A 25,177-nucleotide genomic window follows, 5' to 3' on the forward strand; every position below is an offset into this window, starting at 1 on the left:
CCCGCGGAGCGGGACCTTCGGCGGCAAGCCGCCGAAGAGCGAAAGCCCTCCGCAAGCGGAGGGCAGCCGTGCTGACGCACGGCCAGATTCCCGCGCGAGCGCGGGAATTGACGTCCGCAAGCGGACGTCAAGGGAAAGGCCCGGCGCAAGCGCCGGGCCGGTGGCGCTGACGCACCACCAGATGTCCGCGCAAGCGCGGACATCGAAGGGGTGTCCGCTGACGCTCCCACCCCTTCTAGTCCTTCCGGCTCCGCCTCCAGGAAGGGGCCCGCTGCCGCGGGCCGGCTGGCAGCAGTTAGAGGGTCCTCACCTTGTCTGCCTGCGGGCCGCGCTGGCCCTGCTGGATCTCGAACTCCACCCGCTGGTTCTCTTCCAGGTTGCGGAAGCCGCTCCCCTGGACGGCACTGAAGTGCACGAACACGTCCGCCCCTCCTTCATCCGGCGAGATGAACCCGAACCCCTTCTCTCCGTTGAACCACTTCACCGTTCCCTGAGGCATGCTCATACCCTTCCCGTGGATGATCGCCAGGATCCTCCCCCTTGGGTGAGTACGGGAAACCGGGGTTTTCGGGCAGCGTCGACGGTACAGTCGTAAGTGTGCATCACGTTGGAAGTGATACGTGTAGCTGTGTAGGATCCCGAGAACATCGCCACCCCCTCCCCGGCGGGCCTGTCTGCCGATTCGAGTTCAGCGGAGTGCCGAATGCAGAAGTCTGGTGACATCGTGCTGCGTCCTCATCAGGAGGAGGCGGTTGAGGCCATTGTCCGTGGGCTGGATATTCCTCCTGGGAAACGGATCCCGGAGGGGGGTCTGCGGGCCACGGTGGTGGCGGCGTGCGGGACCGGAAAGACGTTCATCGCCGCTGCGGCGGCTCTCCGGCTCGCGCGGCACGGGCGGGTCCTGGTGCTGCTGCCGACGCTGGATCTGCTGACGCAGACGGTGCGGGAGTGGCGGCTCGCCGGGCACAGCGGGCCGGCTGTCGCGGTCTGCTCGCTTGAGGACGACCCGCAACTGTGGCAGCTCGACGTGCGGACGACGACGTCGGCGCCGCAGCTGGGGCTGTGGCACGGGCGCGGCCCCGTCACGGTCTACGCCACCTACGCCTCCCTGCCGGTCATCGCCGAGGCCCACGAGGGCCTGTACGGGCTGCCGATGGACGTGTTCGACCTGGTGATTGTCGACGAGGCGCACCGGACGTCCGGGTCGGCCGGGAAGGCGTGGGCCGATGTCCACCGCCAGGACGTCATCCCGGCGATGCGCCGGCTGTACATGACCGCGACTCCAAGGGTCTGGATGGAACGGCCCCCGCGGTCCCGGGCGCAGGAGCGGGAGCGGGAGGAGGCGCGCCGGCGCGCAGCGGAGACGGAGCGCAGGGAGCGGGAGGAGGCGGAGGCCGAGGGCCGGGTCTACGTCAACCGGCCGCGTTGGGATCGCCTGCCGAGGGAACTCGCCTGCTCGATGGATGATCCGAGGGTGTTCGGGCCGGTTGTTTATGAGTTGTCGCTCGCTTCGGCTATTTCTCGGGGGCTTTTGGCGAAGTATCAAATTGTCGTCGCGGAACTCACCGACCCCGTCGTCACTCCGGCCCGGCTGAATAGTGAGGAGCGGTACGAGGAGCAGCTGCGCGGCGAGCGCCTCGCCGCCATGCAGACCGCGCTCCTGGAGACCATGGCCGCGCACGGGCTGCAGACCACCATCACGTTCCACCACCGCACCGTGGAGGCGGAGGCCTTCGCGGCGGGGCTCGACCGCGTTGCCCGCCGGTTGCATGCGGTGGATCCGGGGCGGCATCCCGAGCGGGTGTGGTCGGGGTGGCTGTGCGGGGACCACGAAGGCACCCACCGGCAGTCGGTCCTCGCGGATTTCGGGCGCAGGGCCGGGCGGGCGGTGCTCAGTAATTGCCGAGTTCTGGGCGAAGGGGTCGATATTCGGGCGACGGACAGCGTGGCCCTGATCGATCCCAAGGGGTCGGCCGTCGACATCGTCCAGGCCATCGGGCGGGCCTTGCGGCAAAAACCCGACGAAGGAAAGATGGCCACGCTGATCGTGCCTGTCTTTTTGCGCGAGGATGAAAAGCCTGAAGACATGCTTTCGTCGAATTCGTACCGGCCGCTCATTCGGGTTTTGGCTGGACTTCGGGCGCATGATGAAAAGGCTGTGGAAATGTTGGCTATTCCGCAGGAGAACCAGAAAAGGATCGTGGACCCGTATCGACCGGTCGGGAAGGCGCCTGAGGAGGGCGAGGAGGAGTCGCGGCTGCTGCTCCGGTTCGCGGCGCCCCGTGATCCGGCGCTGATCGCGAAGTGGATCAGCTACACCGTGATCAACACCGAGCGTCAGGACTGGCGTCGGGGCGCGGAAGCCGCGTACCGCTACCGGCAGCGTGAGGGCGATCTAGAGGTCCCGTACGAGCACGTGGAGACGGCGGGGGCGTTCCCGCTGGGGCGGTGGCTGTCGGATCAGCGACGCACCTACCGGGCCGGGGCCATGATCGGCGAGCGGGCGGCCGAGCTGGAGGAGCTGGGGATCGTCTGGGACACCGCCGACGCCGGCTTCGAGACCAACCTCGGCGCCGCACGCGCCTACTACGAGCTCCACAGGACGCTGGCCGCGCCGCGGCACGCCACCATCCTCGACATCGCGATCGGGCAGTACCTCACGAACATCCGCCGCCCCGGCGGGCTGGGCAAGGACCCCGAACGCGCGCAGCGGCGGGCCTCGGCCCTGGCCGCGATCGACCCGGACTGGAACCCGGGGACGCTGGGGTGGACGGTCGACTGGCAGCGGCACTACGCCTATCTCACCCAGCTCCTCGACGAAGGCGCCCGCCTGACCGCCGTCGTGCCGGGGGTGACCCGGCACGGCGAGGACATCGGACGCTGGCTCGCCACCCAACGCCGGAACTGGGACCGGCTGAACGCCGAGCAGCAGCGCCGACTCGCCGAACTCGGCGTAAAGCCGCAGAAGGCCGTACGTGCGCGTAAGGCCCCGGCCAAGGCCGCCACGGCCACCGGGCCGCGCGCGGGCGGCGCAGCGTTCCAGAAAGGCCTTGAGGCCCTCACGCAGTACATCGCACGGGAAGGCACCCTGCCAGGGCGCGCCGGAGTGCAGGAAATGCCTGACGGGGACATCCACCGCGTCGGGATCTGGCTCGCCAACCAGAAACAACGCCGAGACAAGCTCGACCGGACACAGCGCGCCGCGCTCGCCGGCCTCGGTGTGGGCTGGGCTGCCTCGTGATCGTCCCGCAATCCCCGGCCCCGGCATCGGCCGAGTCGCTAGCCCCGTCGTAGTCGCATGGGCGGGTTCGGGGTGCGGTCGTGCTCTCTCATGCACGGTCGGCGGTGCGCGTCACCTGGCCGGTACACGGCTTCGCACCGGGCGCGGTCATCTGGTCCGGGTGGGCCTCGGGGACTCGGTCTCCCCGCCGAGACCGACCAGGAGGCCGGCCCGGACGAGGTGGCCGACCGTCGGGGGCAGTCACCCGGGGGCGGCCCAACGGAAGCGGGACGACCGCCGGAGCCTCTGTCAGCCGGTCCGTCGTCCAGGACGCCCCGACCGGGCCCGCGGCGCGGCCTGGACCGTCTCCAGGTTCGGCGGCAAGGGCGCCCCGGGGTGGGGTAAGGCGTGGGCTGTCGGACGGGCCTGAAGGCTGCGCCGGTCTCGGAATGCTCCGGCCCGGCCGGGGGCACCGCCCCCCGGACACGGGCCTCGGCAGCGGTCTGGGCCGTGCGTTCCGGGGCACTGCCACGTCGGCGGATACACGTCAAGCCCCGAGTTCCAGGGGCGTGACCCGTCAGGGCTCTCCGGGGCCCAATGGAGACACGAGCCCGATACGGGCCCACCCGGAAAGGGCCGCTCCTCGGCCCCCGGGCAGTCTCTGACCACAAGGAGCACCACCATGATCCGCACCACCCTGACCCAGCGTCTCGCCCTCCTCGGCGCCTCCGGAGCCCTCGCCGTAGGCGGTGCGCTACTGCCCTCCAGCGCCCTGGCCGCACCGGCACCCCAGGTCGCAGCCGTGCAGATGGCGCCCGACCACCAGGCGCACCCGGTCGGGAACAAGACGACGACCAAGACCGAGACGAGGATCGTCAAGCGCACCCTGAACGACGGCAGGGTCAAGGTCACCAAGACCAAGACCGTCACCAAGACGACCAAGGACCACCACGGCAAGGTGGTCAAGAAGACCGTCACCAAGACCGAGTCCGTGCGGATCCTCCCGGCGCCGGACGACGACTGACGCAGCCGACCACGTATCCCCCGGTCGGACTGCCACCCGCCCGGACACACGAAGCGCGAGCCGCCTCCGGGGGCCCACGCCGGGGCAGGGGCCCTCCAGCCCCGCCAGCCGGTTCCCCGTCGCCGCCGGCCGGGGCAGGTGGCAGATCCTGCCGGCGACCTGGGGGCTCAGCTGCCCAGCCGGCTGAAGGCCCAGCGGAGCACCTCCTGGTCGGGGTGTTCTCGGCCTGTGCGTTCCAGTGCGGTGAGGGCGTGCGCGGTGAGCCGGGCCCAGTTGCGGAAGTTTCCGTGCGTTGCGTGGCGGTCTGCGTAGGCGATGTCGATGGGGTCGGTGTTGGCCCAGATGGGGTGGTAGAGCGGGATGACCTGCTGGACTTCGTCCAGGGTCAGCTTGGTGACGTGCTGCCAGATAAAAATGCGGGCGCCTCTGGTCATCCGCTGCGCTGTTTCTGCGCGGCATGGTCGCTGGAAAGCCCGCGGCGGCGGAGCCGAGAGCGGGCCGGGCGGGCGGCCGTGCCGCGCGCGACCCGCGCCAGCGGGTCGCCTTGAAGACGTAGAGAAAGTTTGGACGCACCCCGCTTCGGCGGGGCGCCGCAACGGCTATTGGAGATGCGCTGTGAGCTGGTCAGTCCGGGGGATGGGCAGGCGCAACCAACCTCCCCAACCCATCCCCCGACGTTGCCGTCACCGTTTCCGTCAAACGCCGTTCATCTACCGGGTTGACTAGCGAATCACATGGCTATCAGGGACTCTCGTGCGCCCTACGCCAAGATCGAAATGGTTCCAACGTGGAAATTTGAGAGGCTGCACGCTCAAGGATCATCGAGAAATCAAATGTCAGCTTATCGAGCATATCTTCCATGCTGGCGCAATCGACATACTCGACACCAGGCGACGGCTTCCAGGAAGTCCTAGAATGGCAGCGAATTTCATATGAGCCATCCACTCGATCGAAAGTAATGCTCCGCTCTACGCCTTGCGAATAGAAGTCAACCTCACCAGTTCCGTTCAACTTCAAACTTTCGACCAGGCTGGGTACCTGTTCGATCAAAGTCGACATGTCATACGACACATCGAAACCCCAATCCCCACTTCCGAATCCCGCGATATGAAAACTGCAGCCCACGTCGGACAAGATCCGACATCCCTGCATCACCAGGTATTCGTAGTCAGCCGTGTCCTCTAGCGGTTCGAGTGCTATCGACGAAGCGACCGAACCAGAGGGACATGAAATCCTGAATTCAAATGACACTGCGATTAATCCTTCCGCGAAACGAGATTCGCGCCAATGATGACGTTAAGGCGTGGGGCCGAAGACCGGATAAGCCGTCTTGTAGAGGTCATTCTTGCTGGGAACGAGCAATGCAGCCCGAGCAACGACAGTCGTTCCGTCCTCAAACACCACCTGTCCGAGACCCTCGGGTATCGGCACGGAGCGAGCACCCGCCCCTTCGACGTGCACGCTTCTCAGAAAATCTGCCGCCGCATCGTTATCAGTCCAGCGCCCCTGTGGCTCACCCTTCTTGCGAGCACGATCTGCAAGCTGCGCCACACTTTTCCCATGGTCGCTAAAGGTGTGACCGAAGGTCTTGACACTCTTCGAGCTCCAGTTGACGTTGCAGAGGCCATTCGCATTATGGACTAGAACCGGCGTGTCGCCCGCCAGCACATAGTACGTGTGAAAGTCTTCGACGGTGAAATTGTACGTCGCAATCCGTTCCGAATATGCCCTGTTTTCTGTAACCCAAACAACGTCTCCAGTATCAGTTTCGAGTGAGATCCCGACTGCTAGATCGCCAGCCTCGATCCACTTCTGCTCTTGCGGCGACCAGAAAGGGTGTTCGCGTGTTGCAACAATCTCGCCCCTTCCTCTTGGCCCTTCGATCGATACGGCATTGAGCGGCTTCTCCCCATCCGTTCGGGACAGGTGGGTTACGGTTTTCGCTCCGCGGTCTCCTGATCGGGGATCTGTCGATGCGACCTCATCCCCAACAGCGATTTCCTCGATCTTCTTCTGCGACCCGTCAGCCATCAGTACTAGCGTTCCCGCTAGAAAACAATATCCCGTGCCAGAGCCCGATGCCGCAGTTTTTCCAGCAGGCCGCCCCAAAGCTCCGCCGCGGATGGCAAACCATCCGAGACTTCCGCCGGTCATTCCAGTCAGTACTCCCATTTTGTATCCAGCGTTGCGGGCGCCGCAAATCAAAGCGCCGTCACCTTCAGCGCATGGAAGGTCCGGTATCTCGTCGGCAGTATGTGAATTTAGGTTAGGGTCTCCAGGACTTCCCTTTATCACTCCCTGCGCGGGATATCCGGAAGCCGTTTGGACGTAAATTACCGGCGGCGGCTTCCGGTACGGCCCTTTCCCTTCTTTTTTGACGTAGGTTCCGCTGCCCTTGGTCTGACCGCACCATTTGCCACAACCATTGTTCCGAATGATCGTTCCGTATCCCCTCGTGTGCCTCGTCGCGGCGTCGACGACGTCCTGGGGAGCGGATTGGAAGCCGCCGTCGCTGTCGCCTTCGTAGTACTTGAGGCCGTCCGGGTCGGAGAAGGTGAAGGGGTTGTTGGCGGAGTAGGTGTAGCCGTGGAGCTGTTGGGAGTCTGTGAGGTCCAGGATTGGGTCGACGGATATGAATCGGCCGGTCAGGGGGTCGTATTCGCGGGCGCCGATGTGGGTGAGGCCGCTGTCGTTGTCCTTGGTGCCTCCGACGAAGGTCTTCTCGCCGGTCCAGGTCGTGGGCTGGGTGCCGCGGGTTTCTCCGAAGAGGCCGGTCTTGCGGCGGGTGAGGGTCTGGGTGGCGTCGGCGGTGATCTGGGTGGTGCTGGTGTTGTGGTGGTCGGCGAGGGTGAAGGTGAGCTTGCCGCCTGTGCGCATCGCGATGTCGCCGTAGTAACGGGTGCCGGTGACTGTGCCCGTCTTTTCGAGCTTCAGTTCGTTGCCGGCGGGCAGGTAGAGCGTGGTGGCGTCCTTCTCCTTGCGCAGGAGGCGGTTGCCGGCGGTGTCGTAGATGAACGAGTTGCTGGTTGTGCCTTGTGCGAGGGACTTGAGGTGTCCTTCGGCGTCCCAGTCGAGGTACTGGGTTTCACCGGTGCCGCTCTTGCGGGTCTTGGTGTTGCCGGAGGCGTCGTAGGTGAAGGTTTCCTCGTGCGAGCTGCTGCCGGTCTGGGTGACCTTGGGCAGGTCGTGCTTCCCGGCGGTCGGTGGCGCGTAGGTGCGGGTCGTGTCGGCGGTCGGGCCGGAGGCGGTCGTGTGCTTGGTCTCGGTCTTGCGGTTTCCGACCGCGTCGTAGGTGTAGGTGGTCCAGTACGGGTCCTCGCCCCCGATGACGGAAGCCGACGGAGCGGCCGAACACGTCTCGCCCTTATTGGTCCAGGCCTGAGTGATGCGGCGCAGTGCGTCAAGGTTGACGCACTGGGTGTCGGTCGTCCGGGCCGCGTCCATGCCGTAGGCAGTGGCGATCGAGGTCAGGTTGCCTACGGGGTCGTTGGTGTACTTGGTCTCATCGACCCTTGTCGGTGCGACGTCACGGTCGACGACGGTACGGGTGAGAGCGCCTGTGTGCGGATCGTACTCGGCGCTCCGGTACAGGTTTTGGCCGGACGAGCCGAGTACCTGGCGGACGGTGCGTCCGTAGGGGTCGTAGGTCATCGCCGACACGAGACGGGTGCTTCCGGCGGCCATGTTGTTGAGCAGTCCGGAGACTGTCTTGTAGGTGCTGCCGACGGTTTCGGCGGGAAGTCCGCCCATGGCGGGTTGGACGGTCCTGAGGACCTGGCCTGCGATGTTGTAGTAGATCGTCCACTTGTAGGTGCCGGCCAAGGCGCCGGTGTCGGGGGTGGACGGGATGGTGACCTGGGTCTCCAGCGGCTGGTAGACGTCGTTGTAGGCGAGGACTTCGGAGGTGTAAGCCTTGCCGTCGACGTAGCGTGTGGACTTGGACAGTTGGCCCTTGACGACGGTGTCGTAGAGGGACGAGGTGAGCGTCGTCGCGCCCTGCTTGGTGGCGACGGGACGGCCGAGGTCGTCGTAGTCGGTGTGCAGGGTGACCCCGCGGGCGTCGGTGACATCGGTGACGCGGTCGCCGGCGTCGTAGGCGGTTTTGGTGACGCCCTTGTCCGGGTCGTTCACCTCGGTCTGGCGGGCGCGGACGTCGTAGGTGTACGTCCACTTGGCGTTGCCGGGGTCGGTGACCTGGGCCAGCTGGCCGCGCTTGTTGTAGGTGTAGGTGGTCGACTGCGAGGTGGTCCGCGCCGCGTCGGTGTATTGCTTGGTCTCTACCGTGCGGCCCAGTGCGTCGACGACGGTGGTGGTCGTGGTGCCGCCCTGCGGCGGGACGACCGTGGTGGTGTCGCCGGTGTAGCTGGTGGTGGTGCGCTTGGTTTCCTTGCCCAGGTGCTTGGCGATCACCGTCGTGGGGCGGCCGGCGCCGTCGAAGAGGGTGTCGGTGGAAGCCGGGTAGGTGAGTTCCTGTCCCGTCACCAGGCCGGGTGACGGGACGCCGTCGGCGTAGTAGACGCCGGAGTGCCGCCAGGCCAGACCTCGGGTGTCGTAGAAGGTCTCCGTGACCAGACGGCCGCCCTCCTCAGGGGTTCGTGTCTGGGTCTGCGTCTGACGCTCGCGCAGCAGTCCGTCCTGGATGGAGTGGAGTACGGAGTACTTCTTGTCGTGTGTGAGCGTCTTGGAGGTGACGACGTTGGGTCCGTCATTGCGGACGGTGTACTCGAAGATGTGGCTCGGCTGGCCCGGGTTGGTCTCGGCCGTCCAGTTCGGGGCCCAGGCTTTCGTCACCCGGCCGAGCGCGTCGTAGGCGGTCGTGGTGATCTTGCCGTTGGCGTCGGTGATCTTCGTGGGCTGACCGCGGAGTGGGTCTATCTGGTTGCTGACGGCGTGGCCCAGGGGGTTCGTCGTCGTCATCGCAGTGGCGGTCTCGCCCGTTGCAGGCGTGTAGGCGGTGCTGGTCACCTTCCCGTAGGGGTCGGCGGATGCCAGTGCGCGGCCGTAGAGGTCGTAGCAGATCTCGTTCTGGGCCGTTCCGCAGGTGCTGGGGACGGATGAGAGGGTGTCGTAGCCGTCGCCCTTGCCGTTGATGGTTTCGGTCTTGGTCGGCAGGCCGCGGGCCGGGACGGTGCCGAGCGTGCTGTTGTCGTAGTAGGTCCGGGTGTCGCTGACAATGTCGGCCGGGCCGCCGGCCGGCGTTCCGCACGGCGTGGCGACGGTCTCGAGGCGGCTGCGCCTGTCCAGGATCCAGCTGGTGGTGTTGCGTGCGTAGCTGGTGGTGGTGCAGGTCTCGTCGCCGGGCTTGGCGGTGTCGCCGGTGTTCGACTCCCAGTCGACCATGCCGTAGTCGTCGAAGTGACGGCTGGTCTCGGTCGTGCGGGTGCCCCCGGTGATGGTGGTGCGGGTCGATTCTTTCTCGGTGCCCGTTTTGTAGGAGACGAGGTTGGGCAGGCCGGGACGGGTCCGCTTGGCCACCTCACCTGAGCGCCACGGGGTGCTGGACGTCGCGCTGAGGAGCTTGCTGGTGTCGTCACCGTCGTAGGTGGCGGACTCCCGGACCATGCCGGCGAACTCGGGCCGGTCGATAACGGCGGCACCCGTGCCGTCCTTGACTTCCTTGCCGTCGAGGCCGCGGAAGTAGCGGGTCTCGGACAGCGTGCGGGGGTCGTTGGCGGCGCCGGTGCGGGTCTGGACGAGTCCGTAGCCGCGGGCGACGGAGTGGACGCGGTCGTCGGCCTTGGTGAACTCGCCGGTGTCCTTGTCCCAGGCCGCCCCGCCGAGGTAAGCGTACGAAGTCACCTTGTCGGGCGTCGAAGCGAGGTTGTCGCCCTCCACGATCTGGTTGACGACGTAAGTGTTGAACCAGTCGAGTTTGGAGGTATCGCCCTCCCAGGCCCATTTGACCGGGTAGCAGCGCTTGGTGTTCGTCGCGTCGGCGGCCGGGAGTGTGGTGGGGGTGCAGTCGGGCTGGGAGTAGGTGACACCGATGGTGCCACCGGTCTCGGTGTTGACCTGCGACATGCGCAGCCGGATGTAGGGGGCGAGGCCGTCGCCGGTCTTGTCCACCCGGTTGGGGCGCTGCTCTCCCGCGAAGGTGACGGGCGGGAGCGTGATGTCCTCCGCGGCGCCGGCTTTTGCGGTGCGGGTGATGGACTTCAGCCACATCGGGGTGGAGATGCCGTCGCCCGCCGGCGGGAAGTTCTGGTCCAGGGTCCAGGAGTCGACGTCCTGGTGCGCGCCGCTGGTGAGGACCTTGGTGTGGATCCCGGTGAGGCGCATGCGTGACCAGAACGTCGGCGAGTACTGGCCCTTGCACTCGGTGGAGCCGTCCTTGCAGAACAGGTCGTACGGGGAGTCCGGCCAGTTCTTCGCGTTGGTCTCGTCGAAGGTGCCGCAGTTGGCCAGGCAGCGCTCGCTGACGCCGAACTGCACCTGGGCCATGGCCTTGCCGCTGTAGACGGTGTCGGAGCGCAGGCCGTAGTCGATGTGGTCGAGCCAGCCGCCTCGGATGTACTGGGTGACGGTGGCCTTGCCTGTGGTGTCCGAGACGTTGCGGCCGTAGTTGTTGGTCTCGGTCTTCCAGTAGTACGCCATCGCGTCGCCACCGGGTGTGACGACGTAGTCGAGCTGCCAGCGCCAGGCCTGCTTGCACCAGGCACTCGCGAACGAAGCCTTGTAGCAGGGCTCGCCCGTCTGGTTGCCGAAGACGGGTGCGGTCCAGGCCGAGTTCGTCGTCGGCGTGGAGTCGTCCTTCCAGCCCGGCAGGCGGTTCAGGCCGAAGAAGTACTGGGTTCCGTCGGTCGTGGTGATCTTCCAGTGCTCGCCGTCGTTGTCGCCGTTGGCGGCGCCGGTGAGCTTCTCGACCTTCTCACCCGAGTCCGAGGCCGGGTGCCAGCCCTTGCCCTGCTCGTAGACGAGCTCGGTCGACTTGCCGCCCAGCGACAACGTGGCGTTGTCGTTGAACCAGCACTGGTCGCCGACCTTGGTGGTGTTGGTGCCACCGGTCTTGTCATCGTTGCAGGGCTTGTACCTGCGTTCGATGAAACCGGGCTCCCAGCCCCAGCCGTCACCGATCCACGAGCCCTGACTGTTCGACATGCCGGTGCGGCCGTCGACGGACTGCGAGTTGTAGCCGAGGGAGATCTGCGGTGCCAGGCCGCCGGGCACGGAGGGCGTCTCGACCGGGTAGGACCAGGAGAAGGCACCCGTGGAGCCGCCCGTGCTCCAGGAGCCGGAAGCCTGCAGCGAGGTCGCCTTGTAGTCGCCCGTCGCTCCCGCGTCGCCCGCCGTCGCGGCAAGAACGTTCGCACCGCCCGAGGCCGTGGCAGCCGACTTGGCTGCCGGCGCACCAGCGGACTTCGGCGAGGCGCCGGAAGCCGTTGCAGGTGTGGTCACCTGGGCCGAGAGCTTGCCCGTGCGCGTGTCGTTGTGCGTCTGCAGCGGCTTCTGTGTACGGCACTCCGCGCGCTCTGGAGTTGTCAGAGCGCAGGCCGGGAGCTCGACCAGGCGCAGTCGGGTGGCGTAGTCGCCGCCGTAGGCGCCTCGGAAGGAGTTGTAGTCGACCTCGACCTTCGCCGAACCGGCTTGCGCGGCGCCGTCGGCGCGGCCTACCGAGAGCAGGACGCCGTCGACGCCTGCCTTGCGGGCGGCGTCCTTGCCTGCGAGGGAGACCTTCACCTTCGACGGCGCTTCGGCCGCCTTGCCCGGCGCGGCGTGGACCGCGACCGGGAGCTTGCCCGCCTGTTGCGGACCCGAGCCGATGGTCGGTCCCTGAGCGGATCCGGACAGGAACGACTTCGAAACCGGACCCATGTTGGGCGTCAGTTCCAGCTCTGCCGAACCGGCCGCCGGCCAGGAGACCTTCGGGGCCTTCCACGGCGCCGCGGCGGCGTCGTCGGCCTTCGGCGCGCCGCCCGAGCGGACCGGCTTGACCGCTACCGCCTTGGGCTGCTTGAGCTCCGGCAGTGACGATTTGGATTTACTGTCGGCTACGGCAACCGAGCCAGGCAATATGCCCGAGAGAACGGCTGTGGCCAACGCCACAGAAAGCCCTCTCATGCGAAATTTTCTCACACCCCACCCCATGCTTCAGAACGAATTACCGGCGCAGGCTAACAGCCTGAAACCTTCTATCTGGCATCCAGTCAGCTGCCTGAAGTCCACTCTCTCCAGCTCTTGTTACCGCGAAGTAGGCTGTTTTGGATCAATCAGACAATGTTGATCAATCGCCGCAAATATTGCAGACGTATGGAGACATCTGGCGTGCGGATCCCAGGTAGAGTCTCCGCGGATATCGGACAGATGGAGTTTGCGTGAGACAAAGAGAGGCCCAGCTCGGCATACCGGGTGGGCGGGCGATTTCACGAGTAATTGCGATGGCCCTGATAAGCGGAATAGCTGCTACCGGATTGGCTGTAATACATCCCTCTGCGATTGCGGCGGCCGCTACCGATCCCGTCGCCGAGGGCTCGATGAGTGCGGCGGACTTCGCGCTTTCCAAGGCCAAGGAAACCGGCCAGCCCTACGAATTGACGTCCGCGCGGACCGAGACGTCGGACACGTGGGCGCTGCCGACCGGCAAGTGGTCGGTGAAACGGCACGGGACGACGGTGCGCGTCCGACGCGGCGGTGGCTGGGTTGCGACCGATCCGACGCTGGAGTTCGCGGCGGATGGAAAGGTGCAGCCGAAGGCCTCGGCCGTGGCGATCGCCTTCTCGGGCGGGGGTACCGGCCCACTGCTGAGCGGGGTGAAGAACGGGCGGACCCTGTCGCTGACCTGGCCGAAGGCGCTTCCCAAGCCGACGCTCGCCGCGAACGTGGCGACGTACGCCAATGTGCTCCCGGACGTGGACCTGCAGGTGAAGGCCGAGGTCGAGGGGTTCTCCCAGCTGCTGGTCGTCAAGACCGCCGCCGCGGCCAAGCACCCCGACCTCGCGACGATGAAGTTCAAGCTCGCCACGGTGGGCCTGGACGTCACCAAGGACGGAACGACCGGACTGCTGACCGCGGTCACTCCGGCCGGCGAGGCGGTCTTCACGTCGCCGAACCCGGTGATGTGGGACTCCACGACCACCGCCGGATCCGCAGCCCCGGCGCCCGCGCGTGCGGCTGCGGCCGGCAGCGGCTCGAGGGCGACCAGCGCCCCCGGTGATGTCTTCGTGACACCGTCCGGGGCGAAGAACGCCCAGATGCCCACCACCATCACGGGCGGCAATCTCGAGATCAAGCCCGACCAGGCCCTCCTGGCGAATGCCGCGACGAAGTACCCCGTCTACATCGATCCGTCGGTGACCTGGGGCGCACGGCAGAACTGGGCATGGGCCTACCGCACGTGGGAGAACAACTCCTACTGGAACACCCAGGAGGACGTGCGGGTCGGCTACGAGAGCCAGACGAACGGGCTCTCGCGGACCTTCTTCCAGCTCGACACCTCTGCCGTCAAGGGCGCTCAGGTCTCGAAGGCGACGTTCCGGATCAAGGAGACCTGGTCCTGGTCCTGCACTCCCAAGCCCGTGGAGCTGTGGACCACCGGACCCATCTCACCGCAGACCACCTGGAAGAACCAGCCCGGCAAGCGCAACAAACTCGACACCGTCAATGCCGCCAAGGGCCGGCCCGAGTGCGCTGCCGGCAACCTGGAATTCAACACCACCGCCGCCGTCCAGGAAGCCGCAGCCAACGGCTGGACCAACACGACCGTCGGCCTCTACGCCTCCAACGAGAGCGACGAGTACTCGTGGAAGCGCTTCGATCCCAAGACCGTCACCCTGGAGATCGAGTACAACAACCCGCCCAACACGCCGTCCGACCCCGGAACCTCACCATGGCTGCCCTGTGAGCAGGGCGGCTCGGTCGGTAACACCAACATCGGTCTTTACGCAACGATCGCCGACCGTGACTCCGGGAACCTGAACACCGAGTTCCAGATCTTCAAGTCCGGCCAGAGCACCGTCTGGGCCAGCCAGAAGATCGCGGGAAACAACGGCCAGGTCACCACGTGGAGCGTCCCGGACTCATCCCTCCCCGACGGCAGCTACACCTGGCGGGCGCGCACGACCGACCAGGACGGTGCGCAGTCCGGCTGGTCCCAAACGTGCAAGTTCACCGTGGACCGCGCCCGGCCGGCCGACGCACCGAAGATCACCTCGACGCTCTTCCCCGATGGCACCAACGGGTGGCCGACAGGAACCGGGAAAGCCCGCCAGGAGGGCGACTTCACCCTTTCCGCCAACGATGACAAGGATGTCGTCTGGTACGGCTACTTCACCGACTGGGACTCGCAGGTGAAGAGCGCCTCGGTCTCCGCAGGTGCAGCCTTCACGGCGAAGATCACCCCGCCCAGTGCAGGACCGCACTTCGTCTACGCCTTCACCCAGGACGCTGCCGGAAACCGCTCCGACACCGCCGTCTACCGCTTCTACGCGGCCCGCACGGCCACCAAGGACGGGCCCCACGACCTCAACGGCGACGGCCACCGCGACATCTGGAACAACGACCTCTTCGGCACACTCCTCACCTACGGCGGCCAGGGCAACAACAAGTTCTCCGCCATGGTCAGCTCCCCCGCCTCCTTCTCCGGCGCCCAGGTCGCCGACCTGGGCGACTGGGACGACGACGGATACAACGACATGCTCGCCCTCGAAAAGCCGTCCGGCGCGTCCTCCAAAATGCTGTCGATCTACCGCAACAACGGCCAAGGGACCGTCGACAACGCCGTTGAGACGACAGTCAACCGGCCCTCCGAGAACAACCACTGGGCCGACGCCGAGCAGATCATCGCCCCCGGTCGGCTCGACGGCGACGAACTCCCGGACATCCTCGTCAAACAGGGCAACAAGCTCTGGGCGTACTTCAACTCCACCTACGCCAACCTGGACGACGTTGACCCCGCGCTCGTCGGCGGCACGGACTGGGACAAGTACACGGTCATCGCCCCTGGTGACCTCAACAAGGACGGTGTGCCCGACCTGTGGCTGCGGGACAACGCCACCGGCGACATCCTGCGTACCCAGGGTAAGAAGAGCCTGGACCAGGGGCAGGCGGTCGACCTGGCCACCTGGGGCGCCCAGACTCGCACCAAGGTGGGCTCCGGCATCACCCTGGCGGGCTATCCGCAGGTCGGCTCGTCCGGGGACCTCAATGGTGACGGCGTCCCCGACCTGTGGGCCCGCGCTGCCGACAACACCATGGTCGGCTGGCCGGGCAAGCTCGACGCCGACGGCAAGACCGTAGGCTCCTTCGGCGCGCGGTTCGAGATCGAGGGCGTCCCGGGCGCACGCATCCCCACCGGAACCACCCTGGCCTCCGGGCAGGAGTTCTCCAGCGGAATCTCCAAACTGCGGATGCAGGCCGACGGCAACCTCGTGCTGCTCAGCAAGGACAACAAGCAGCTCTGGGCCACCGGAACAGCCGAAAACCCGGGCGCCACGGCCCGCATGCAGAGCGACGGCAACCTCGTCGTCATCACGGCCGACGGCAAGACCGTCAAGTGGCACAGCAAGACCAGCATCCCGGGCTCGTACGCGGTGCTGCACCCCCGCGGCGTGCTCGTCCTCTACAGCCCCTCCGGACAGAGCCTGTGGACCAGTGGCAGCCAGAGCCGGCCGGACTACAACGGCGACGGCTACACGGACATGGCGCTGCGCGACGCCAACGGCGACCTCTGGATCTACCCCGGCACCGGCGGCAGCGGAACCAGCACGTTCGGCAGCCGGTACTTCGCGGGCAACGGCTGGTGGCGCGATGGCTGGGTGAACGTGTACAGCACCGACTTCAACAACGACGGATACACCGACCTCGTCGGGCGGACCCGTGACGGGGAACTGTACGTATACCCGGGCACCGGCCGAACCGGAACCGAGACCTTCGGCAATCGCATCCTGATCGGCACCGGCTGGAACACCTACGTGGACCTCGGCTTCGGCGACATCAACGGCGACGGCCGCACCGACGCCGTCGGCCGCGACAGCGGCGGCATCATGTGGGTCTACACAGGCAACGGCGGCAACGGCGTCCAAGCACTCAACACCCGGGCCGTCCTGGGCGACGGATGGTGGCCGGACGGCTGGCCCACCTTCCGGCTCGCCGACCTCGACAAAGACAACAAGATCGACATCCTGGGCCACAACACCGACAGCAACCTCTACCTCTACCTGAACACAAGCAACAACGGTGCGATGACCTTCGGCAAGCCGAGCATCTTCGGCAAGGGCTGGTGGACCGGCGAATGGACCCCCTACATCACCGACCTCAACAACGACGGCACACCGGAACAAGCCGGCGTGACCCGCACCGGTGAGCTCTACAACTACACCCCGAACAGCACCCTGATCAGTAACGGCCTGAACGGCTACGACGTCATCCTCTGACCCGTACCTATGCAATGAGGGGTGAGGCCTCGTACCAGGCCTCACCCCTCACCCACTCTCAGGCCAAAAAAGCCATCACCGCCTGAATCGCCCACGCGGTGATGGGTGGGACGGAGGTCCCGCCCACACACGGGCCGCGGCCCCTGCACGCGATCGACCCGGACTGGAAGCGGGGCTGGCGGGCCGAGACGGTGCAGGCGTCCGGACCATCCCCGCAGGTGCGGGGTCGACACTTTCTGAGCTGCGGTTTTGTCGGCCCAGGTGGCTGTTTCATTCAGTTACTTCGGGGCGGAGAGGACCATCCAGTGCAAGTCGACAAGCTTTCATCCAGCACGGTGTCACCACGTATCTTTCCGGCCCGCGTACCGGAATCCGCTCCGGCGAATCCTGAAACCAACGGAGCGGAAGCTGTGACGCGCGGTCACCCCTCCTAAGCGGTCAGGAGCAGGAGCAGGGCCTCGGAGCGGGCGGTCCCGAACGCGGTGGCCACCACTTCGGCCGGCATACCGTCGTTGCACAGCGCGCCAGCGGCCTCCGGGCCGATCCGGGCGGCGATCCGCTCCAGCACATCCGCGGCACGCGGCGCGGCCAACGGCACGTCCGCGGCCGTGGCGGTCAGCAGCTCGGCCACCTCAACCAGGAGCGCGGCCAGCTTCGTACAGGGGTCGCGTTGCCGATCACGTCCCAGCCCAAGGGGACTCCGCGGCGCCGCGCCATCCGCACGCGCACACCGCCTCGAGGGCGGCGTCGGCCGGAACGGGCGCGGGGACCCGGCGGGCAGGCACGGCCCACGGATCACCGGCCGCACCCATGCGCGCGGCCAGCACGTCCCTCGCCAGCACTGCGGCGCCGGCCACAGGGGCAGGAGCGGGGGCGGGGGCGGGGGCCGGTCACCGGAGCGGTCACCGGAGCGGAGGTGGCCGCCGGGGTGGTCGAAGCCGGGGCGGGTGCGGGGGTCTTGGCGGCGGCCGCGGTGACGGCGGCGACGGCCTGGTCGACACCGGCTCCGGCGCGGTGGGTCGATCCCCGCGCCATCGATGCGGCCCGTCGCGGCGGCGATGTCCGGCCACGCCGGGGAGGCGAGGATCGCGTCGCGGACCAGGCCCTGGGGCATCGTCGCCTTCAGGAGGTCGGCCCACCGGTCGGTACCCTCGGCCTTGATGCGCGCCGTGTTCGCGGTGACGGCCTGATGGACCCCGGCGGTCATCCGGCCCATCTGCGGCAGAAAGGTGCCGAGGTCGACGCCAGTCTGCTGCAGGCCCACGAGCTGGCGGGCCACCTTGGGCCAGTCCGTGTCTTGCATCAGCACGGCCAGGATGTCGTCTCCGAGGTGGCCGCGCAGTTGGTCGGCCGACCAGCCCGGCGCCATCGCCTCGGCGTCCTCGCCGAGCTCCTCCTCGGTGCCGGTGAGGCGATTTTGGGTGGCGCGGCGGACCGCGTCGGAGATGGTCATCACCAGGCGGTAGGCCATCGCCGCGGTCTGCGCCGCCTCCCCGAGCGCTTCGGCGAACGGCTCGGGCAGCGGCGGGTATCCGGACGTCATCAGCAAGTAACGGGTCCGGCCGCCGGCAGGCCACGGCCCGCGGTGCGCGTCACCCGGCCGGTACGCGACTTCGTGCCCGGTGGCGGCGGGCGGGGTGCCGGTCAGGCCGGCGGCCTCCCGCAGCAGCACGGCCGCCTGCGAGGCGGCCTGCGCCTGCGCCCGGAACTCCTGCGCGCGGTGCCAGGCGGCCGCGGCCTCCATCGCCTCCACAAGCGCGATCAGCAGCGTCAGGACGACCGCGGCGCCGCCGCCCCGGGCCCGCGCACGACAGGAACCTGAAGACGACCGGCTCTTGTACCTGTTCAGCAACTACTATCGAATAGGGCGACGTTGAACAGCGCTCAAGTGGGGGAGCCGTGCCAGAGGGAACCGAAATGAGCAAGGCCGCGGGCTATGCGGTCGGTGCGGGTGCCCTGATCTTCTCCGTGGTGTTCGTGGTCTTCGCGTTCTCCGGCGATCCCGGCGCCGAAGGTACTGCTGCCAGTACGGCTTACACCTCCAGCCCCACCCCGGCGTCCTCCTACGGAAACGCCCCAACCCATGCGCCGACCACCTTCCGGCTCCCGGGTGTCACCCCCGCCCCGACGGCGACGATCTCGATCGGCTTCCTTGAGCGAGCTGTCGCCCGGGCTGCATGGGGTGAGCTGAGCGCCTCCGACCAGCGGGAGAACTGCCAGCTGTACCAGGGCAACGGGGCGATCAACTACGGGCTTGCCCTGATGAAGAGAGGCAAGACGAAGGAAGAGGCGGCCGCCCTGGTCGGCGTGGTCGCCGACGAGTGCGATTGAGCTCTCCGTCTGGGTCACTACAGCGGATGCGCGGCCGCGATGACCGCACTCCGGCGCCCGCAGCCTGTCCGGCTCAGCCGAACAGATACGCGTCTCGGCCAGCGCCTACCCGGCCGGGGCGACGTGCGGGGTGAAACGCTCGCGGACCCTCGCCAGGGACAGGTCGTACGCCAGCTTCGAACCCGGGAACCACACCGGGCGCATGCCGCCGTCCGCACGATCGCCGGGCAGCGCCACCGAGTACCCCACCAGCACACCGTCATCGCCACGGCGCTCGCGCACGCCCACCCCGACGTCACGGAGCCGCTCCAGGAAATCGGCATCGTCGTGGGCCAGGCGGCGGCCCGGCGGACGGTGCGCTGCAGGGGCTCCCGGGCCGTCTCCGCCAGGCCGCGGCGGGCGGCCTTCTCCGCCTCGCCGGTGACCGGGCGGCGGCGCGCGGTGCGGTCCAGCGGTGACATCTCTGTGAGGCCCCAACGGGCCTCGAAGGCGCGGGCGGCGGCGTGCATCGCCAGGATGTCGCCGCGCAGCCGGGGGTGACGGCCGTCCTGCCGGGCCAACGTGGCGAGGAGGTGGATGTGGTCGGGGGCGTGGCGCACCGCGATCCACCGGCAGGCCTGTTCGTCACCGTGGCCGGCGATCCCCGCGGCCGCGACCATGGCGACGGCGACCTCGCCCCATTCGGCATCCGACAGGATCCGGTCGCCGGGGTGGTTGCGGACCGCCACGTGCCAGATGTGCTCCGCCGGCCGCTCGCCGCGCAGCGCGTCGACGGGAGCGTCCAGGAGGAGCGCCAGATCCGGCAGCGTCATGCGGGCCGGGGCGCGGGCCGGGCAGATCCGGATCCCAGCCCGCGACGAGGTGCGCATCGACATGTTCGTCGCGCTCGCCGGGACCGAAGAGGTAGTCCAGGAGCTCGGCGGTCGTCGACCCGCCCGGCGCCTTCTTCGGCATCACGAGCGGAGGCGCCTCTCCCGCATCACCGCGCACGTCGCCGCATCCACCCGCGCCACCGCCCCCAGCGCCTCCTCCAACACCCGCGCGGCCGCCTGAGGGAGGCCGGTATCGGGTGTACCGGTCGGGGTCAGGGCGCGCAGCGCTGTGACCGTCTCGCGCAGGTTCACCCTCGCCTGGACCAGCTCGCGCAGCACATCCGCGACGCCTGGGACAAGCGGGTGGCCGACCTGCGAACCGAACGCGCCCGCCGCCTCGGCTGCACCTGCGTCTGACCCCCCAACCCGAGCCCCGCGCCCGCTGTGCGGGGCTCGATCGTTGAACTGGGGCGGCATTCCTTCGGCAGGGGCCGATCGGCGGCTCGGGCCGTGTACGACGGGCCCCGTGCTGTCGCCGCCCGGGCCGCGCACCCGAACTCACCGACCGCCCTCGCTACTGCTCCAGCCTTCGTATCGAACACGGCCCGGTTGACAGGGGTCCGGCGCGTCGCGGGCTAGAGTCCGGTTGTGCCCCGGGCTACACGGCAGTTCAGGCTATGGGTAGCGGCAGCCGCCTCAGCGATCGTCGTCGTGTTCTGCTTCGTGGTGCTGCTACCAGCGCCATCAGAGATCTTCCAGCAGCCGGTCTCGCGGGGGGGGGCAGGGGAGGACCAGGTTGACTTCCAGCAGAAGGCTACGCGCGACCAGGCCGCGCTGTTCACTGGGGCGCTGACCTACCTGACGCCGGCCTCGGTGGACGTTGGCGACTCCGTGGAATTCTCCGCCACACTTGCCGGCCGCGAGGCCGACCTCCCCGACCCGTTCTCATCGTCCGACCCCCTTGTCCCAGGCTCATCACCCCCTGTCCCCGACCCGGACAATCACCGCGCGAGGAGCGCGAAGAGGGGGTTGACACTCGCGAGCTGCCTGTTGGTGGAGTCCAGGGAGCACATTTGTCCGAGCCCAGCGGGGACATCAAGGTGGATCCGATCGAATCGAGTCGACAGCTGCTCGCCAGTCCACGGGACAGTGTGGAGTGGCGCTGGAACCTCACCCCGCGAAAGCCCGGCCGGTACCAGCTGAACCTGGTGGTCGAGACGTACCAGGGCGATACCGAGAACGTCCTCGCCAACACGGCACCACCGATCCATATCACTCTGACGGTCAACAACACCTTCTGGTATCGCGTCGGCGAGGCCAAGGAGTGGATCATTGCCGCTGGCGCAGTGCTCGCAGCCTTGGGAATGATCTTCGGCCCTTTCCGTAGGCCCTTGGTCGCGTTCGCCTCCGCCCGCATCGGCAACGGTCACCGAGCATCCAGACGCTGAAACAAGCCGCCTGTCCGACGCGGTGCTTTTCCTGGCCTGGCAGGGCGACGGACGCGGTTACCAGCGCCGCGAGTACGCGCCCCACCTCCGACCGTCTGACGTACCCGCTGGTGAGGTCGCTCTGAACGTAGCGGCGGGCCGCGGCCTCGCTCGTGCCCAGCCCTGCCGCGACCTTCTCCATCGGGATGCCGGGCGACCAGCCCACTCCTAGAACGCCGCTGTGGTGCGTGCCGTTACCTGTCCTGCGCGGTCAGGAGCAGGATCTGGGCCGTGGAGCGGGTGGTGCCGAGCGCGGTGGCCACCACTTCGGCGGACATGCCGTCGTCGCACAGCGCGCCGGCTGCCTCCTGGCCCACTCGGGCGGCGATCCGCTCCAGCACGCCAGTGGCGCGCAGCGCGGCCAACGGCGCATCCGCGACGGTGGCGGTCAGCTGCTCGGCCATCTCGACCAGGAGCGCGGCCAGCCGTTCGGGCATCGGCACGGCAGCATCGCGGACAACGGACAGGTGCGTGGTCCAGTCCGCGAGCGGTCCCGAAAGGTCGACATCCGCTTCGTACAGGGGTTGGTCGCCGATCGTCGCCCAGTCCAGGGGGTACTGGGCCGCGCTGCGCCATCCGCACGCGCACACCGCCCGGAAGGCCTCGGCGCGCGGACGGCGGGCCCGGCCGTCGTAGGCCGACCAGTGCGTGGTCGACGGCACGTCCGACCCGCTCCCCACATCGAAGTACACCGGGCCCGGCTCACGGCCGCCGACGAGCACACCCACCGCGCCCGCGTGCGCGTCCCCGAAATCGACCGTCCACCAGCACACCACCCAGTCCCACATCCCTGCCCCGCAGGGCAGTCCGGCCGGATCCCGTCTGCGACCCTGCCCCGGCCACGCACACGCCCACACCCGGGCCGCCCCCAACAACCGGTGCCGTTGGACGGGCCCCGCAATACATCCCGAAAACCCGCCCCCCCGATAGGGTTAAATCCAGCGTCTAGGTGAGGTTAATTACGCTAGGGTTCGGGGTGGAGGTGGTGGAGGAAATGGCCACGCAGGAAGAGCTGTTCGACGCGGTGGACGCACTGCTGGAGGGCGAGCCGCAGTTGCCGGCTCCGGCCGAGCGGGCGCGGCTGCGTGAGGCGGCGGGTGTCACGCAGGCCCGGCTCGCAGCCGCGTTGAAGTCGACGCCGCAGACGGTGAAGAACTGGGAGAACGGCCGCTCGGAACCTCGGCCGCCGCGCATGCAGGCCTATCTGCGGCTGCTGGACGGCTGGGCCGAGCGCTATCCGGCACCGGCCTCCGCCGCACCCACGCCCGCGGCCGTTCCGGAGACGTTCACCGGCCCCGCGGAACAGCCCGCCGAATCTGCCGAGCCCGCCGCGCCGACCACCGCCGCGGCGCCGGATCCGGTCGTGAAGGCACCGGTGGTGGTGGCCGGGCCGTCGGCGGCGTCGCGCCGCCCGGCGAGGAAGACTGCCGCGCTGCCGGCTGTCGACCCCCAGTTCCCGCACGGCCCGCTCGTCGTGCTGGACGGTAACGGGAGCGCGTACGGCGTGGACGGCATCGTCCTCGACTGCCCGGCCACCACGATTCCGAAGTTGGTGGAGTGGACGCTGGCCGAATCCGGGCTCGGCGCGCCGCGGCTGAACCGCAACGGCAAGGACTCCGATCCACTGGTCATCCTCACCGCGGCCGCCGCCGTACGGCTGGGCCTGCCCGAGCGCCTGGAGGGCCACGAACAACGGCGCTCCCTGCGGCTCGAGGACGACCACCCGGTGGTCAAGCAGCTCGCGAAGGTGAAGTGGAAGCTGACGCAGCGCGGCTTCGGCCCCTGGGCGCGCATCTACCGGCCCGCGCAGGCCGGTCAGCGTCAGTGCGTGCAGCTCGCCGTCCTGTCCTGGGACGCTCTGGACGCCCGGGCGTGGCCCGGCGTCGCCGACATGGAGCCGGCCGACATCGCCCGCGTGCTGGGTACGTACGCGTCCCGGGTGATCACCCCGCGCGGGTCCACCGCCACGTCAGGGCTGGAGTTGATGATCGCGCTGCGGCCGCCGACCCGCGCCGTGAAGAACGAGACCACGGGCGAGTGGGCGTCCGCCTACAACCCGGGCTCGCTCGGCACCGAGCCGATGGACCCCGCCCCGCCGGAAGCCCCGCAGGAGCACCCCGCCGCGCAGGGCTGGACCGGCGGCTTCCTCGACGAGGAGGCCTACCAGTGGGTGCGCGACCCTCAGCTGCTGTCGGACGAGGAATGCCTGCTCCCGTACGCGATCGGCCTGGACCTGAACACCGCGTTCCTCGCCGCGGCCGCGCGGCTGGTCGTCGGCCTGTCCGCACCCGACCACTTCCACGCGCCGAAGTTCAACAAGAAGATCCCCGGCTCCTGGCTGGTCGACCTGTCCGGGATCGAGCTGGATCCGCGGCTGCCGTCGCCGTTCACGCCGTCCGGGCAGCGGCCGACCGGGCCGGCCTGGTACCAGACCCACACCCTCGCCTACGCCCAGGAACTCGGCCACGACGTCGCCCCGATCGAGGCGTTCCTGCGCCGGGAGACGGGTGCGTTCCTGGATCCGTGGCACGACCGCCTCAAGACCGCGTACGCCGACACGCTCGCCGACCTCGGTGTGACGGCCGATCTGGACGACCGGCAGTTCCTCGCCGCGATGGAGCACCACAAGCAGGTCGATCCTGGGATGGCAGCCGTGCTGGCGGCGATCAAGGCGACGGTCAAGGGCGGCATCGGCAAGCTGCGGGAGCGCCCGCAGGGGCGGCACTACCGGGACGGGGAGCGGTGGCCGGCGCTGGAGCGGCCGACCTGGCGGCCCGACATTCGGGCCGCGGTCATTGCCAAGGCGCGGGTCAACATGCACCGCAAGATGGCCAACACCGCGAAGGCCACCGGGCAGTACCCGCTCGGGGTCCTGTCCGACTGCGTCGTCTACGCCAGCCCCGGGCCGTCCCCGCTCGACTTCCTGCCGTACACCACCTCCGGCAAGCCGCTCCCCGGAGCCTTCCGCCTCGGGACCACGCCGGGCCTCGCGAAGGTCGAGGGTGTGCAGGAGATGGCGTGGGCCGTCGACCTCATGGAGAAGGGTCTGAATCCGGCCCGGCACATCAAGGGCGGCGACGCCGTCACGGACGAAGGAGAATAGAAACCGTGGGGGACATCGACGACGCCCTGGAGCGCGCGGGCCGCGAGACGTTCACGCGGGAACCGCCCAAGACCTTGAAGGGCCGCATCAACTTCCTGATGGGCAAGCTGAAGACCACCAAGGCCGTCGCCGCGGAACTCGGCGTCAGCCAGCGCTCCATCGAGCGCTACCGCACCGGGGAACGCAAAACCCCGCCGAAGGCGATCACCGACCGCATCAACACCGCCGTGCGCGCACGCTGGCAGCCCGTGGTGCGCAACCGCCGCCGCAGGGAAGCCGCCACCCGCACCGGCATCACCGTCGAGACCCGCGCCCGGTTCGGGTACACCGCACCCATCGGCACCACCGACGACGGCCGCATGCGCCGGCTCACCGTCCACCTCCCACCCGCCTACGCACAGCGCCTCTTCGACGCCCAGCAACAAGGCACCGGCGATCCTGAACTGCGCGCGATCGTCGCCGAAGGCCTCCAGGACATCTACTTCAAAGACAGCGGCACCCGCGCCGACCACCTCGAAGTCGAATTCACCGACATCGACTACATCGACGTCTCCTTCTAGGCGGTCACGTCCATCCGGAGGCAGGCATGCCCCTAGTGAGCCGGGGCTTGTTGTCACCCGGTAAGCGGTGTTGTGGGCAGGGCCGCGTTTGCGGGGCGGTGCCCGGGTCGGCTGCCGACCCGGGCACCCGGTTCACGTCTCTACTCCATGAAATGGAAGGCCCACGCCTGGCGTCGGTTGCTGACGTCGAGTGGCCTCAGGGCGATACGGGGCGGGAAGATCCGCAGCAGGCTGAGGTCCGGGGCCAGCTCCTTGCCGCCGACGGGCCCTCC

14 protein-coding genes are annotated in these 25,177 nt (G+C 68.2%); 8 read left to right on the forward strand and 6 right to left on the reverse strand.

From position 1 onward, the window contains the following. Positions 1-295: 295 nt before the first annotated feature. Positions 296-499 carry a cold-shock protein gene (locus IE257_RS37085; RefSeq protein WP_189974427.1) on the reverse strand — a complete coding sequence of 68 codons (204 nt, stop codon included), beginning with the start codon at positions 497-499 and terminating at the stop codon, positions 296-298. A gap of 204 nt (positions 500-703) precedes the next feature. Here IE257_RS37085 and IE257_RS37090 point away from each other — a divergent pair, with 204 nt between their 5' ends. After that, the gene (locus IE257_RS37090) at positions 704-3,241 is read left to right on the forward strand and encodes a DEAD/DEAH box helicase (RefSeq protein ID WP_189974402.1); all 2,538 of its coding nucleotides are present in this window, start codon (positions 704-706) and stop codon (positions 3,239-3,241) included. A 661-nt stretch (positions 3,242-3,902) separates the two neighbouring features. Then, positions 3,903-4,244, forward strand: a complete 342-nt coding sequence (locus tag IE257_RS37095; RefSeq protein WP_189974404.1) for a hypothetical protein — start codon at positions 3,903-3,905, stop codon at positions 4,242-4,244. Positions 4,245-4,411: 167 nt separating this feature from the next. On the opposite strand, the gene IE257_RS37100 is transcribed toward IE257_RS37095, so the two are convergent. After that, positions 4,412-4,678 carry a TniB family NTP-binding protein gene (locus IE257_RS37100; RefSeq protein ID WP_189974406.1) on the reverse strand — a complete coding sequence of 89 codons (267 nt, stop codon included), beginning with the start codon at positions 4,676-4,678 and terminating at the stop codon, positions 4,412-4,414. Positions 4,679-5,540: 862 nt separating this feature from the next. Further along, complete coding sequence (locus tag IE257_RS39070) at positions 5,541-12,317, reverse strand: polymorphic toxin-type HINT domain-containing protein (RefSeq protein ID WP_268251457.1); 6,777 nt, start codon at positions 12,315-12,317, stop codon at positions 5,541-5,543. A gap of 398 nt (positions 12,318-12,715) precedes the next feature. Between IE257_RS39070 and IE257_RS37110 the strand changes: the two genes are divergently transcribed. After that, on the forward strand, positions 12,716-16,612 hold the full coding sequence (locus tag IE257_RS37110; RefSeq protein ID WP_189974410.1) for an FG-GAP-like repeat-containing protein: 3,897 nt from the start codon (positions 12,716-12,718) through the stop codon (positions 16,610-16,612). A gap of 430 nt (positions 16,613-17,042) precedes the next feature. Here IE257_RS37110 and IE257_RS37115 read toward each other — a convergent pair whose 3' ends face one another. Continuing rightward, complete coding sequence (locus IE257_RS37115) at positions 17,043-18,464, reverse strand: hypothetical protein (protein ID WP_189974412.1); 1,422 nt, start codon at positions 18,462-18,464, stop codon at positions 17,043-17,045. Positions 18,465-18,529: 65 nt separating this feature from the next. Between IE257_RS37115 and IE257_RS37120 the strand changes: the two genes are divergently transcribed. Then, a complete protein-coding gene (locus tag IE257_RS37120; RefSeq protein WP_189974414.1) occupies positions 18,530-18,943 on the forward strand; it encodes a hypothetical protein in 414 nt (137 codons plus the stop codon). Between the two features lie 17 nt (positions 18,944-18,960). Here IE257_RS37120 and IE257_RS37125 read toward each other — a convergent pair whose 3' ends face one another. Next, a complete protein-coding gene (locus tag IE257_RS37125; protein WP_189974416.1) occupies positions 18,961-19,812 on the reverse strand; it encodes a hypothetical protein in 852 nt (283 codons plus the stop codon). Between the two features lie 4 nt (positions 19,813-19,816). On the opposite strand from IE257_RS37125, the gene IE257_RS37130 reads away from it, so the two are divergent. Then, complete coding sequence (locus IE257_RS37130; protein WP_189974418.1) at positions 19,817-19,996, forward strand: hypothetical protein; 180 nt, start codon at positions 19,817-19,819, stop codon at positions 19,994-19,996. A gap of 832 nt (positions 19,997-20,828) precedes the next feature. Further along, a complete protein-coding gene (locus tag IE257_RS37135) occupies positions 20,829-21,203 on the forward strand; it encodes a hypothetical protein (RefSeq protein WP_189974419.1) in 375 nt (124 codons plus the stop codon). A gap of 233 nt (positions 21,204-21,436) precedes the next feature. Here the strand turns inward: IE257_RS37135 and IE257_RS37140 are convergent, their stop codons facing one another. After that, positions 21,437-22,030, reverse strand: coding sequence for a hypothetical protein (locus IE257_RS37140; RefSeq protein WP_189974422.1), 594 nt, complete (start codon positions 22,028-22,030; stop codon positions 21,437-21,439). A 206-nt stretch (positions 22,031-22,236) separates the two neighbouring features. Here IE257_RS37140 and tap point away from each other — a divergent pair, with 206 nt between their 5' ends. Both tap and tpg read left to right on the forward strand, forming a co-directional pair. Then, entirely contained in the window at positions 22,237-24,345 is a 2,109-nt protein-coding gene (tap, locus tag IE257_RS37145; RefSeq protein ID WP_189974423.1) for a telomere-associated protein Tap, read from the forward strand. A 5-nt stretch (positions 24,346-24,350) separates the two neighbouring features. Beyond that, positions 24,351-24,905: a telomere-protecting terminal protein Tpg gene (gene tpg / locus IE257_RS37150; protein ID WP_189974425.1), complete on the forward strand. Its 555-nt coding sequence runs from the start codon at positions 24,351-24,353 to the stop codon at positions 24,903-24,905. Positions 24,906-25,177 lie beyond the last annotated feature (272 nt).

This window comes from Streptomyces avidinii (assembly GCF_014650695.1).
Taxonomy (GTDB): domain Bacteria; phylum Actinomycetota; class Actinomycetes; order Streptomycetales; family Streptomycetaceae; genus Streptomyces; species Streptomyces avidinii.